The following is a 14,245-nucleotide window of genomic DNA, read 5'->3' on the forward strand; positions in this document are numbered from 1 at the left end:
TATATTTACTATATTCATATTATGATCTTCATCTACTATATTTTCCATTTCTATATTATCGTTTCTTAATTGATTTCTTGATCTTGCATTATAACAAAACTTATATAACACTATAGTGATTACAGTGATCAGTACAATAGCACTCACGAGTCCAATTGTTGGCAATAACTTGTTTTTATTACCTTGTGTTTGTGATTCCGTTGTTGTTGAGATATTAAATGCATTATTTATATAGGTTGTGGGTGACGGAGATGTGGTTGAATTTCCCAGGGCACCTGTTTTTTCTACCAAAGAAGAAATGATGGAAATAGAAAGAGCGGCAGCTCCCAGATTACTACTGCCACATATTACACGGCCATTAACTGAATGGTCTCTGTAATTGGTAGTATCACATTCAAGCAAGTACTCGGATTCAGCGTCTTTTTCATTTCTCTTGTCTTGGTTTGACTTCATTTCTGATAAGTTATTATTGACTACCACCTTGCATTACTCCTCATGCCGACCTTTATTCCTTTTATCATTAAATTTGCTACATTAGCAACATAAAAAAGTTTTGCTTGGAATGATAACAAAAGTACCAGACATTATACTGTACGTGTTACGTAGATGAATTTTATATTAATATAATATGAATAAATAAATTTCAGGAAGTTGTTCAGTTACTTGCATTTTTGTTTATTATTTGTAGCGCTCTACTTTGTATTGATAGCTTTATTATCAGTAATGGGTATCTATCAATATAGAGCTTTGATTATTTTGCTATCTTACGTCTTTTTTTACAGAAATTGAGTTGAGTATTCCTTGGTTTCAGTATTTATTTTAGTTGCTACTGAGAAGTAAGTATGTTATTTGGCAACTAATTCATGTTTAAATTGTTTTTACTGTACCATAGAACTCGTTGCATCAATTTTATGTATAATTACTATGTTGATATTTGTTGTTATTTTTTTACTCTTTGAGGGTCAATGTTGTCGTTTTTTATTTTAATTTGTCTCAGATAACTAATAAATTAATGCCAAATAATAACGATATATATGATTTTTATATAAATAATAGGTTGCGATGGCTAAGTTGCTGTACGTGAAGTCGATGGATAGAATGATAAAGCAAGTTTGTTAGAGATATGACATTTATGTTATTGCCTTTGTTACTGCTGAACTAATTATGTGTTGGATATGTCAAATTTTCTTCGGCTAAGTTAAGAAATGGTTCTGTTCCACCATAGTTACGCTTTGAGGTAATTATGGATAATCATCTTGAAAATTATACAAGGTAGCACGCGTTCTGATATGTGTAGTACATGAATAATTTTTAGTTTATCAATCAATCCCACTGATAACTATTTTATGAAATGGCGATTGCATATGAGTTTAACAGTAGTGCATGTCTTCTTTTGCACAAGGTCAAAAAATTTACTCGTTAAGTATTACTAAATCTAGCAGTTATGATATTTGTGTAAATTATGGCAGTTTCTTATAACAACTTTTAACTATAAATTGATTTATGTCCTTACAAATATATAACTTTTTATAATGATTATTATATATCAAGTTATTATTGAGTTGTTATTTTACTACCGTACTACCTAAAAGACAATTGACCAGTAATTACAAATGAATATTTATCACTCACTGGATATATAAGTATTCATAAATTTAAATTGAAAATAGTATGGGTTTAATTTTATATAATTGCAGACAATGTTTATTTTGTACAAATTTACATTTGTTTAAAAAATATAAATTGAGTAATGAAAAATTATCTATTACCTAATTTGTGGTAATTGTAAATTCCGAATTTTCTTAATTAACTATTGGTATCAGGTACATTACACTTATTACTAGGCAGTTATGTATTTTTCTATGTATAAAATGTTAATTTTATTGTAATTTTTTGCAATAAATTCATGCCATAGATTAATAAATCATGCCATAGATTAATAAAGTTTAAAAAATAAGCCTGAGTTATTCTATATAACTAATATGTAACTTAATCTGCCCCAATATACTTTTAGTTTAGTGTGAGGTACAAAACACTACAATGTTAAAATACATTATATTTTGTTTTCTGCCATCTAGCAGCATACATTAAATAATTAATATACAACTCAGCCCATTTTTACTCTATTCTCATTATTTGAAATTTCCAAATTTCCTTAGGTGATACGCATCATCCCAGAAGTAAAATTCTAATGTGCTTGACCTAACAGCTGCTGTAACCATTTTTTGACGATTGCTCTCACTTTCTTGTAAAGCGCATTGATTTGATATGTGTATGATTTTATCTACAGACTCAGAAAAATAGGTATTTGCGTAAGCATCAATCCATTGGTTATAAGGATTGTCGTGTATCCTGTTTGTGGAAATAAAACTCCCGACATCTCTATAAATAAAAAAACATGGAAGTACAGCTGCTATTCCTATGCTGACTGGTTCCATTGAACATACCGATTTCAAATAGCTGGTATAAAACAGGTTTGCTGGGGATATAGCATTTATGTTATTGCCTTTATTATTCATGAATGAATTATGTATAGGCTCTAACTCTCCCAAGGCTTCTTCAGCGAAGCTAAGAAACGATTTTATGTCACCCGAATCACACTTTGAGGCAATTATTGATAAGCATCTTGAAAATTCCACAAGGTAGTACGTATCTTGCTCGATGTAGTACGTGAATAATTCTTGGCTCAGAGACCCTACGGATAACTCTCTTATGAAAGGGTGATCATATATTGATTTCACAATATCGCCTGTTTCCTCTATTACAAGGTCAAAAAAATTACTCATGTAACATTCCTAAATATATGGTTCATGACATTGAACTTAGATTATATCATTTTTTATACCTAACTTTGAACAGTATGCTAATTATAGCCTAAACTAGATTCTTATAAATATATAGCTATATAGTTTTTGTGCAATGATTAGTATTTGTGGTAATTAATCATTACTAATTATTATATTGTCATTTTAATTCCAAAAATAGTGCTTGCCAATGGGTGCATATTTATTCATCAGTTTAATTTTAAAAGAGTATGTATTTCATTTTATTTAATCGCAGAGAAAGTGATATTTGTGTGAGCAAAATTCCATTTGTTTATAAAAGTACAAAGTAGTCAGTCTATTAGTTTTGAGGAATAATTAATAATTTTATAGTAAACGATATTATTTAAAAATAACTGCTAATTCAATTATATTTCTATCCTTAATTTGTACATAATTTTATGTATGTGGTGTGATATGTATTGTGTGATATGTATTATTAAGTATTAAAAAAAATTATCTAACCCGCGGAATTATATATTTTGACTATACATAATTATCTTTGAACACTATATGACTACACCCAGTAACGTATATCTTGGAATTATGTTGCGTAAAAATGTTAATTTTTATTGTATGAAATTGAGGAAAATGTTGTATTCAGGTTTTGTAAATTGATAAATCATAACCGGGAGGCATTTTGACATTGCGTGTGACTTGGTTTGATCTTAGATCGGGTTTTTGGGTTATAAATTACTGCACAATCTACTACAGCGCTAAAATATATAAGATGGTAACTTATGGCAGGTGTTAATTTTATTAGTTAACATAATATACTAGTTGTAATTGTTTTTAATTTTGGCTTAGTATGGTCTAGTTGTTATTACGCAGAGTAACATTATGTTTTAATGAAGCAATATATTTGCACCCGTGCGGTTGATGATGAATTGTGTGTTTGTGTTGTAGGTTATTTGTAGTATTGACCGAATGTGTTATATCAATACTGACTTGGTGCCATGATTTTTTGATTAATAAGTTGTATTTAAAAAGTTGCAGATCAGATTTTGGATGTAATTAAAATTAATTAATTAATATGAATACCGAGGAGTATGTTTTATGTATGTCTCAGGAATTCAGGAAGTATTCGAAAATGTACAAGAATGTAATCGAGATTCGGAGATTGAACATTTAAATCGTGTTGTATCTAGTCGTAGTTACATGGATGGAGTTGGTCCTTATGGAGAATTAACAGAAGGTTTTAGAAATCTTCTTGAATCAGGTGATATGGTGAAATTTGCTATATCGGAAAGAGGCATGTTTATTGGTAGAGCAGATCTTTCTCATGCTTATATTGCTAGTTTTCAGTATGTTCTAACGGCAGGATATGCAAGATGCATAGGGGTTAGTAGAGGTGAACATGATGATAAATTAGGTAATAAAGGTATAGGTTGCATCAATCTGGGATTCATAAGAAGAAACATAGTAAGATGTGTAGAAAGATGCATTGGAAGATCTGTAAATGGTAATCATCGTGGTTATGAATCGCTTGAAAGTAAAGGCACTTTTAATTTGGAAGTTAATAATCACACAGGGCACTACAGAACAACTGTTAGCTCCCTTAGGAATGCAGTTTTGTACTTCAAGTCTATGGGATACAACGTTTCTGTAGTAAAGAATTGGGAAACAGGGGAACCTGTAGACTTGAATGACTTAAATTAATATTTCGTGTGTTTTTATTTCTTATGAACATGTTATGCCACTACATTATCTGTTCATCATCGATACTATATGCTACATGATACTATTATTATATAATATGTGTAGATGTCTCGTCGTTGCGGAGGTGGCGTTTGGTGTCTAATGTGTTTTTAGAACGCAAGATAGTGTATGAACGCTAAATAGATTATGCTAACTAAGTATTGTGACCTAATTTTTCATGATCTCGATTATAATGTTTATCTTGACTTGATTTCGTTGCTATCGTTAAAGTAGAAAAAAACTTCATAATCTATAAATAAATATTCTTCTTTATCATCAAAATTATTCTCAATAACCACATGCTAGCAATCAGGAGATTGTAAACCATAAAACAACAATTTGGCTATAATAAACCTCGGATGTTATTGGTTATGGCGATTAAAAAAAATAGCATGGCCAGTGAAAATTATTATCTGACAGGATGTAGTTCATATGGGCAATCGACATAGTGGTTTAATCATCTTCTCGAATCCGTAGAAAGAGTAAAGTTTATTATATTATCTAAAAGAGGAATGTTTATTGGTAAAACCCAGCTTTTCTCATGCTTCTATTGCCAATTTTAAGTAAGTTGTATCTGCAGGGCATGTGATGTGCAAAAAAATTGTTACGGAATCAGTAGATTTAGGAGAAAAACAAGAGGTTTGTAATCTGGAGCTGGTTATTGATAATGAAACTGGACACTATCGAACTACTGTAATATCTCTTAGGATGGAAGTTTATCCCTTTAAATCTATAGGATACAATGTAGCAGTGGTAAAAAATTGGGTAACTAATCTTCCTCTGTAAATTTAGATGAGGAATCGACAGATTTGGATTCGGTTACTACTAGTAGTTCTATTTGTCCTCGTAGATATAAGAGTCGTAATTACGACATATAAACTTCTACATTGGATAAAATATGTCTGTGTTTATTTTCCAAAAGTTGAGATTACTAAAACGACCTATCATAGATAGGCTATATTTCAAATAATATTATCATTTAGGTGTAAAGAAAATTGTATTGTGTTATTCGTTATGAATTTATCGTATTATTAATAAATAAATTTTTGATATGAATAATGATAACCAACTATGTTTTCTAGTGGCAGTATAGGGTGATTATGATTCATCGTTTTGCGGTGTTTGTTCCATTGCTGTGTGCAGGTAGATTTATTATTTAAATAAATCTAAATACTTTATTCAGCATTAGTTTAGTTGATTATTAATACGGATTGATTTATTTATATTTTCTTTTTTAGATGGTCTTCACCAATGTGCCTGCTACTAGTAAATTGAAACTAATAGTTAGCATTGCATTATATTAAAACAATCACAATTGTCTTCTTTATATTTACCAGGTTGGTGTTACTCTTATGCCTCTGCTACAGTAGTTTGAGATATTTGTTGTGCCGAAGTTAACATTAGGGAAATTGTAATTTTTGCTATTGTTACGAGAAATTTACTAATAAATTTTATGTTATAGAGTACTTTAATAATTTTAATTTAATGCAGTATGATTTTTGATGATATCCTGGGTACCATTAGTTATTTATACGGGGAAATTAATGTTTTCATCAAGTATGTCTTATATTGCGGTCTAAGTTATGATTTTGGCAATGACTATTGCTTACAGGATGAATTATCTGGTGAAATATGTTACTGTGCTACTAACTCATCTCCAGTTCATTGTGCTTCGTCTGGAGAATTTGACTTAACGGGTAAGTTTATGTTTTCTCTTGTTAGGACTGCAAATAATTTATTATCTTGTTCATCGTCACCAGTTTACGATAGTATTATGCCAGGGGTGACGGATACTTTTCCCATTCCAGTAGAATATATTGTTATAAAGACTTTATTTTCTACTATTGTGCTACTTATGTTTGCTATTTTTTTTATAATAAATTTATTGGAATCACCAAGTGATGATCATCTTGGTGATGTTATTGTTGGTAATTTGATTGACGATGTACATGACGATCATGTCATTGATGGCGGGATTGCCAATGAAGTAATTATTGGTGACGTTGGTTTAAACATAGATGGCAATGTGTTGCATGATAGGGATAATGCCGTTGTTTTGGCTAATAGGAGTGCTCATATTTCGGCTGACATTATATATATTGGTGGTTAGCGCTTTGTAAGTGTGTACTTACACTGATTGTTTAGTTTGTTTTTGATGGCATGGCTTCGAGGGGGGGGATCAGTCTGATCAGTAAATTTGCATTTACTTAGCGTATAAATTATCTTCATCTAAGGTAATTGTAAGGATAGCTTTTGCGCTAGTGTTAAGGCAGGCTAGCGCTAAGGCAGATATGATGAATTTTTTCTGTGCTTGTTTATTTTTCGCAGTAGAATAAAAATTGTATACACTAGCCATGAGTTCTGTTTGATGTTGCCATTAATCGTCGCTGGCGGTTGTTACGAACTACATCGAGTGCGTTGTCTCGATCGATTATTTGTTCGAACGTGGACATATTGGTGATGAAAAAATACAAAAGCACGTTAAATGCAAGCACAGCGGCAAAAAAAAGATACGTCATTACTACCACGGTTGGAGTTGATGGGGATGACTCTTCAACAATTAATTTAGAAGTGGCACTGGTTGTTGGGTGGTTTGCTGCGGTGTTGTTTATACAGTAACGACTTAGTTCGCTCATAAATGACATGCCTGATACAAGCATAAGATTCACCTAAAAAGACCCACAATTAATAAAACATTTCACCTTTGAGGCAGATTAGCTACCTGGTCACACGTTCGATCTTTTGTTGGTCTAAGATCCGCGATATCTTTTTATTGATGCTACCGATCTCGATGTCCTATTCACATTAGCAACATCTATTCTATCAAGGTTGGGACCACGAACCATTCTTAACATTATCTTAATCTGGGCAGCGAGTAAAAAATATATGAGAATAATTGCAGGCATATTTACGTTAGCACTTCTTATAATTTGATCGCTAAATTCTTCACTGTAATAGTCACTTATTTCGTTTTGGCAGATAATTGATCCTATTGGGGTATAGCAATCATGACACTGACCTGAATTAATTTGATCTTGCACAGACATATTGAGTGCAAACATAGATTTCACCTTAAGGAGACGCCACTAGGGACACCACTATAAAGTATAAAAATTTATATTTGTATGTATTTATATAATCCAATCATAATTATATTACTCAGTGAATTTAGCAGTATTTAATAATAAATGGAGAAAATAGTAATAAGGTAATTTTTAAAATTACACAGTGTTGATAATACTTCCAAGGTAGGTATGGTAAATGAATGGCTTGAAAGTTTTCTTTAATCAAAGTACTGGTAAAAAATAATCGATAAGCTTTATCTTTATATTTAATTTTGTAATTGATAATTAATAACTTTTTATTTAAAATAGTTCTTATACAATGGGGTTTTTAATATTTTGGTATTGCTATCTTGGTGTAGTTATATACGTTGAATGATAAAATTTTACCTTTATAAAACTGTATATTTCTGTGGTTTATTACAAAATAATTGGCAAGGTTTATGCTCTACGTATTGGATTGATCACTTGCTCAATGGTAGAATCGGGACGATGAATTAATTCGGTGTAGTATCGGAGGTGGTGTTTGATGTTTGCATCAAGATTGTCTTTATCCATATTTTTGGGTCAAGATACAGATGGATTGTGTTGTTATGATAATACTACGGGCCATGCGCGAGATTTTAATCCTACGTCAAATGATGGTGAAGAACTTTCCTTTTTGGGGTTGGCGTTTTTTTTAATCCTAGATTTTTTTGCACTTGTTCTCATACTAAGTTTGTTAGAGTTTCCTGGTGTATTGGAACTTCGTAATTTATTGGAAGTGGAAGTTCCGGAAGAAATTCGGGATGATGATCAAGATAACGATGATATTGCTAATGTTAGATTAGAAAACCTTATGGAAGATGTTATTGTTAACAATGCTAACAATGTGGCTCGTAATGCTATATTTATGTTAATTTAGTTGCTTGTTGTTTGATTTATCGGTATACTATGCTCCGTGACGCGTGTTGCCAGTTATCTTGTATTAAGTTTGTTTTTATTGTGCCATATAGAGCAGAAAACGATCGTGGTGGTTATAACTATAATTATTATGTAGGTGTGGTTGTTTATCTGCTAGATCAGTGATTTTTTATGCTTCCGAGTTTATATTTTCGATTATTGAAGTTGCGGATGGTTTGAAAATTAGGTCAGTAAATTTTTCTCAGCCTTATTTGTTATTGGTGTTTCCATAGCATTACTATTTATTGTCTTCATAGTTTTTACTGTAATTTAGGCTGTCCTGAAATTTGTTTTATTTCCTTTATTTCTGCAAGTGGAGGTTTGTACACGAAAATGTACGATAAAGTTTTTTATTGTTAAATCTGATGAGATTTAATTGGGTTCACATGTGGTTATTTATTGATCTACGATATATTTGTAAATGTATTTTATGATAAATATTTCAATATAATATGTTTTTTGTAAAGTATTATTAATTAGTTATATAATTTTGGAATTATGTGCAAAATTAGAATGTATTTTTTTCAACAATAGTAAAGCAACAATAGATATGTTGAGTAATTATGTGCGAAAGTGGTTTAGGTTATCGCTTTGTTCAATGCAGAGCCCTACTTTTTGGTATAGCCACCCAATATAAAACTATTAATAGAAGTTTTTGTTACACGTCATTTCAAAAGGAGGTGTAAGTGTTTCCATATAATTTTTCTTCAGTGTCTCAAGTAGTAGATGATGATCAGGATAGTGATAGTTCTGATAATCAGTTGTTACCAGATAGAGGTGTACCTTCGGAAACTCAGGCTTCTACCACTGGTGTATCTTCAACTACATGTTTGTGTTCGTCTGTGTTTTTTATTTTTTCCGCCGTATTTATGTTTTCACTTATTGGAACTGTAGATGCTTCACCGGTTAGATCTGTAAATCTTTCACGGCGTTATCTAGCGCCTACCATGTACAACCTTTTGCTTAGCTTAGTATTTCTTCTTATGATGTTTGTAATTATTTTACGGTTTTTTTTATTGTCTTTGTCTCCACAAGTGGAGGTACATGGACAGCAAAATGCAGAAGAAGTAAGGGGTGGACGTGTACGCCCAAATGTGCGAAGAAGACAAGAAATAAGAGGTGAACAAGCACAACATCAAAACGTACGAAGAGGTAGAGAAGGTCATTATGCAGCGCGAAATGTGGTGCAGGGTGCAGATTTTGATTCTTCCTTAGATGGTGATCATGGTGGCTTCACTCCCTCACAACGAAGTGATCGTGTTGCTTCTTTTTTAAATATGAGTGAGAGTGAGTTAAGAAATACCATTAGACTTATGGCTGATGATGTGATCAGTATTGCTAGGGATGATGGAATTGTGCTAGATCCTGATATGAGTGATGATATATTTGATGCTATAGTAGACGATTTGGCTGCTAACGTATTGCATGGCAGATCTATTAACAACAGGGCTCTACTGTTAAGGGTTGTTAATTCCCGTAGGTCTGAAGATTATGGGCGCGATTGAATTGTGGTCCATACAATCAAGGACCACACAGCAAACAGTGATATTCCTAGTACTAAAGTAGCAGCGTTCTGATAACGGTAATAATGAATCAGACATGGTATGGAATCCATCAGCCATAATACCGGAATAATTATACAGTGATCATGACAAAATTTTGGTAAAAGCCAATACCAGGTTAATTGTAGTTCTTACTATTAAGCCCCTATTATCAGCCTTGAGTTCACTTCTTTTTATATCAGAAATCCAATTTTACCTAATGTCAGGAGAAATGCCATTAACATACACTATCTGTCTACAATTCATCGCTCAAACTATGACAGTGGTCTCGGAAAAAAACTATTAGTAAACCACAAGGCATCAAGCAATAATTAACATCATTAATTTTACCCACAATATTCATTTCCTGCGAGCATTAACAACCATTGACAACAGAGCTCTGTTGTCGAAAGAACTACCCAGAGTCACATTAGCAGCTACGTCCTCAATATACCATTCATTACAGAAGCATCTAATACAATTCCATCTTCCCTGGCAATGCCGATCACATTGTCAACCATAATTCCAACTACAAGTAGTAGTTCATTTTCACCTATATTTAGAAAAGGAGCAACAGTACCACTCAGATGCAAGATATTTCGATGTCTATGTGCTTCCATTTGTGGAGACAATGACAATAAAAAAGATTATAACGTATAGTATGCTGGAAAGTACAATCTAAAATTTGGCGATGTTGTTGTAGATAAAATGTGTTTTTGTAATGGTAGTGGTATTATCTTCCCTAGTGCAGTGTTAACATCTTTCTCGTTTATTTCACGATACAGTCGATGGTTGTTGTCAGTTGTTTTCAATGATAGTTATTACAGTTGGTGGATTTGGTAGTTGTGGGTAAAATTAGACGGGTACTGCTATAATAGTGTCATATTTTATTCAACAATGCTTCTTGATCATGACCACGATGTTTGTTTTGTGTAATTTCAATGCAATATGGGGGTGTGGGTGTTTCCGTTGAATCTGTCTTCAGTTCCTCAAATAGTTGATAGTGATCAAGATGATGATACTGTTAATACTAGCATCGATACCGATAACAGTCACACACCAGATGTAGATGAATTTCCAGAAATTCGTGCTTATACCGTTGATTCATCTTCAGGTTTTAGCTTGTCTGTATTTTTTGTTTTTGCTGCCTTATGCATATCTTCACTTGTTGTAACTACAGATGCTTCACCTGTTGAAACAGATGATGTTCCACAGGTTAGATCTGTAAATATTTCTCGAAATTATTTGTCATATAGCCTTTACAATCTTATGGTTAGCTTTGTAGGTTTTCTTATTTTGGTTTTCATTACGTTAGAATCTTTTTTATTGTCGTTGTCTCCACAAATGGAAGTACATAGACATCGAAATATCTTGCATCTGAGTGCTACTGTTGCTCCTTTTTTAAATATGGGTGAAGATGAACTAATGCTTGTTATTGGACTTATGGTTGAGGATGTGGTCAGTATTGCCAGGGAAGATGGAATTGTATTAGATGATTCTGTAATGGATGGCATAATTGATGGTATAGCTGAGGATGTGGCTGCTAACGTGATTTTGGGTAGGTCTTTCGACAACAGAGCTCTGCTGTTAAGGGTTGTTAATGCTCGTAGGTAATGAAGATTGTGGGAAAAATTAATGATGTTGATTGTTGCAGGGTGACTTGTGATTTGTTGGTAGTTTTAGCCGAGGCCGTTGTTATAGTTTGAGTGATGAATTGTAGACAGGTAGTTTGAGTTAAGGGCGGTTCTCGTGACAAGATAAGCTTTTTATGCCAATTGTATATGGAGTGGAAGAGTAGGCTGTATTTAGGTCTGTTCGTGGTTTTGTTATGGTATAAAGTTAAGATTTGTTGTTCCTGACGGCGAGGTTAAGCCTTCTTTGTTCGCAATAATACCACAATGTACGTGCATATATCATCATAATGAGAAATAATGAATATATGACCAATTCACTGAGAGCTCCTGTTATCATGTGTAATTTTTAGGTCCATGAGGTAATTGTTTTGTATGATATATGTAGTTTTTTAAAGCAATTATTTGGTAGGATTCAGGAAAAAATATGACACGAATTCACCGTCACCATGATTCGGTAAAATTGGATTCTTCTGATATAAAAAGAAGGGAACTCAAGGCTGCTAATAGGAGCGTAATAGTAAGCGCTATAATTAACCTGGTATTGGCTTTTACCCAAATTTTGTCTGGTTCGCTGTATAATTCATCTGGTCTTATAGCCGATGGATTCCATACCATATCTGATTCATTCTCTGACTGTGTTGTGATTATTGCAAGTATATTTTCCAATAGAAAGGCAGATGATAACCATCAGTACGGACATTACCGTTATGAGAACGCTGCTACTTTAGTACTAGGAATGTCACTGTTTGCTGTGGGATCCTTGATCGTATGGTCAAGTGTAAAAAATATAAATGGACATTCTACTAAGTCAGTAGGAATTTCTGCTCTTTGGATAAGTTTGTCAATTATCGTTATCAAAGAGGCACTTTTCCGTTACATGATGCATACTGCAAAAAAGGTAAATTCATCTATGTTGGCGGCAAATGCTTGGCATGCCAGATCTGATGCTTTATCTTCTCTAATTGTTAGCTTAGGCATAATTGGAAATTTATATGGATACAAATTTTTAGATCCACTTGCTGGTATCGTTGTTGGACTATTGATAGCTAAGATGGGTGCTTCTTTCTCGTATGAATCTTTTAATGATCTTACAGATCATGCGACATCTGCGGAGACGTATGAAAAAATAGATAAAATAATACGATCTACTCCTGGAGTTTTAGGATGTCATGATATAAAGACCAGAATTGTGGGTAGCATGATAATTGTTGATGTTCATATAGAGGTGGATGGTGATATGTCTGTAAGAGAAGGGCACGATATAGCGGTAGAGGCAAGGAGAAGAGTAACTGAACAGTTGCCAGGTTCATATAGAGGTGGATGGTGATATGTCTGTAAGAGAAGGGCACGATATAGCGGTAGAGGCAAGGAGAAGAGTAACTGAACAGTTGCCAGTTCTTAATGTTATGACCCATATAGACCCAGTGTAACTGGAGGGTAAATGGTGACTCTCTTTCTGTGTGTGGGGTTCTTATATCGTTAGCTATATTTTTTGGGCAGCATGGATATTGTTTGTGCGCGCCATACACAGTCTCCCAGCACATCTTCTATCGTTGTTAGGGATTAAATAGTTGATCTCCCCGGTTTTGGATTAGTTTCTCTTTCATTGATAACAGACAGTGGTGCCGGCTGTGATAGTTGACAATTTCTACATCCACAACGATCATTTTCGTTTATATTACGGTCAGCTTCAAGTGTGCTAAAATTACGATCTCGACGTGGAGAATGTTCTTCCGGTACATAACGACCAGAAATTTCAACATCTTCCTCTAGTGGGAATGCCGTAAATGAAAGGATGCTATTACTTTCAACAACTCCATCTCTGTCAGAACACAATTTTTTGTTACAGCAGCACTTCAAAAAGATTATTACAGCTATTGTTATGACGGTAAAAAATACTATACATACTGATAATGTTATTTCTTTATCATGAGAGATAATAGAACTGTAATCTTTTTCTCCCGATTCAGACTCTCCTTCTACCTCTGCAGAATGAGATAACTGTACTAAAGACATTATACTAGAAAATGCTAACATAGTCCTGGATAAACCATTACCCCTTGTTGCTTTGCATCTAGAATATGCAGTTGTTTTTTCAGTAACATTGGTAACTACATCATGTTTCCCATGATAAATGTGTGCACTTTTTGCGGAATAATTTTCTGTATTATTCAATTTCATTTAAGCATCCTCCATATGTAACAAAAATTTAAATAATCATACAGTCAATTCAAATAGCAAAGTAATACTTTTTTCCAGGTACTGATGCAGTGATTGTTTGTCAATAAACGTAGGATTATGTTTCAGTGATAGTATTTACTCAAAATAAAGTTGTATCTCAAAGTGATATGTTTTAATTAGTATGAAAAATTTTTATTGGGGCATGAAAAATATATCTGCACATGCAATATATGCATTTCTTAATGAAAATATACCAGTAATTACTACTAGTATTCTTTTAATTAAAACCATACTTTATTGTAAGAATATAATTAATTTTATTTAATTTTATTTACTATGAAGTCATACAAATAATTGTGGTCTTG

At 32.9% G+C, this 14,245-nt stretch carries 14 protein-coding genes; 9 read left to right on the forward strand and 5 right to left on the reverse strand.

The features are described from left to right. A partial coding sequence (locus Arg41_RS08180; RefSeq protein WP_172792668.1) for a hypothetical protein occupies window positions 1-480 on the reverse strand: 480 nt, incomplete at its 3' end. Window positions 481-2,132: 1,652 nt separating this feature from the next. Further along, window positions 2,133-2,786 carry a TenA family protein gene (locus Arg41_RS04400; RefSeq protein WP_092490513.1) on the reverse strand — a complete coding sequence of 218 codons (654 nt, stop codon included), beginning with the start codon at window positions 2,784-2,786 and terminating at the stop codon, window positions 2,133-2,135. A gap of 1,092 nt (window positions 2,787-3,878) precedes the next feature. Here Arg41_RS04400 and Arg41_RS04405 point away from each other — a divergent pair. The 4 genes from Arg41_RS04405 to Arg41_RS07920 all read left to right on the forward strand — a co-directional run bounded on the left by Arg41_RS04405 (window position 3,879) and on the right by Arg41_RS07920 (window position 7,139). Next, complete coding sequence (locus tag Arg41_RS04405) at window positions 3,879-4,481, forward strand: hypothetical protein (RefSeq protein ID WP_092343749.1); 603 nt, start codon at window positions 3,879-3,881, stop codon at window positions 4,479-4,481. Window positions 4,482-5,108: 627 nt separating this feature from the next. Next, window positions 5,109-5,306 (forward strand): hypothetical protein, encoded by a 198-nt coding sequence (locus tag Arg41_RS04410; RefSeq protein WP_092343748.1) that lies wholly within the window; start codon window positions 5,109-5,111, stop codon window positions 5,304-5,306. A gap of 706 nt (window positions 5,307-6,012) precedes the next feature. Further along, the gene (locus tag Arg41_RS04415) at window positions 6,013-6,630 is read left to right on the forward strand and encodes a hypothetical protein (protein ID WP_092343747.1); all 618 of its coding nucleotides are present in this window, start codon (window positions 6,013-6,015) and stop codon (window positions 6,628-6,630) included. A 284-nt stretch (window positions 6,631-6,914) separates the two neighbouring features. After that, window positions 6,915-7,139: a hypothetical protein gene (locus Arg41_RS07920; protein ID WP_141663237.1), complete on the forward strand. Its 225-nt coding sequence runs from the start codon at window positions 6,915-6,917 to the stop codon at window positions 7,137-7,139. Between the two features lie 131 nt (window positions 7,140-7,270). Here the strand turns inward: Arg41_RS07920 and Arg41_RS04420 are convergent, their stop codons facing one another. After that, a complete protein-coding gene (locus Arg41_RS04420) occupies window positions 7,271-7,582 on the reverse strand; it encodes a hypothetical protein (protein WP_092343746.1) in 312 nt (103 codons plus the stop codon). A 529-nt stretch (window positions 7,583-8,111) separates the two neighbouring features. Here Arg41_RS04420 and Arg41_RS04425 point away from each other — a divergent pair. Together Arg41_RS04425 and Arg41_RS04430 are read left to right on the forward strand one after the other, a co-directional pair. Then, on the forward strand, window positions 8,112-8,486 hold the full coding sequence (locus tag Arg41_RS04425; protein WP_092343745.1) for a hypothetical protein: 375 nt from the start codon (window positions 8,112-8,114) through the stop codon (window positions 8,484-8,486). Window positions 8,487-9,210: 724 nt separating this feature from the next. Next, entirely contained in the window at window positions 9,211-10,029 is an 819-nt protein-coding gene (locus Arg41_RS04430; protein ID WP_092490514.1) for a hypothetical protein, read from the forward strand. Between the two features lie 473 nt (window positions 10,030-10,502). Here the strand turns inward: Arg41_RS04430 and Arg41_RS07925 are convergent, their stop codons facing one another. After that, on the reverse strand, window positions 10,503-10,685 hold the full coding sequence (locus tag Arg41_RS07925) for a hypothetical protein (RefSeq protein ID WP_157722273.1): 183 nt from the start codon (window positions 10,683-10,685) through the stop codon (window positions 10,503-10,505). A 340-nt stretch (window positions 10,686-11,025) separates the two neighbouring features. Here Arg41_RS07925 and Arg41_RS04435 point away from each other — a divergent pair, with 340 nt between their 5' ends. The 3 genes from Arg41_RS04435 (at window position 11,026) to Arg41_RS08430 (ending at window position 13,129) form a co-directional block, all read left to right on the forward strand. Beyond that, entirely contained in the window at window positions 11,026-11,679 is a 654-nt protein-coding gene (locus Arg41_RS04435) for a hypothetical protein (protein ID WP_092490515.1), read from the forward strand. Between the two features lie 444 nt (window positions 11,680-12,123). After that, window positions 12,124-13,026, forward strand: a complete 903-nt coding sequence (locus tag Arg41_RS04440) for a cation diffusion facilitator family transporter (protein WP_092490516.1) — start codon at window positions 12,124-12,126, stop codon at window positions 13,024-13,026. Window position 13,027: 1 nt separating this feature from the next. Then, complete coding sequence (locus Arg41_RS08430; protein WP_092490517.1) at window positions 13,028-13,129, forward strand: cation transporter dimerization domain-containing protein; 102 nt, start codon at window positions 13,028-13,030, stop codon at window positions 13,127-13,129. A gap of 133 nt (window positions 13,130-13,262) precedes the next feature. On the opposite strand, the gene Arg41_RS04450 is transcribed toward Arg41_RS08430, so the two are convergent. Further along, entirely contained in the window at window positions 13,263-13,880 is a 618-nt protein-coding gene (locus Arg41_RS04450) for a hypothetical protein (RefSeq protein WP_092343741.1), read from the reverse strand. Window positions 13,881-14,245: the final 365 nt, after the last annotated feature.

The organism is Candidatus Ichthyocystis hellenicum (assembly GCF_001460935.1).
Lineage (GTDB): Bacteria > Pseudomonadota > Gammaproteobacteria > Burkholderiales > 2013Ark19i > Ichthyocystis > Ichthyocystis hellenicum.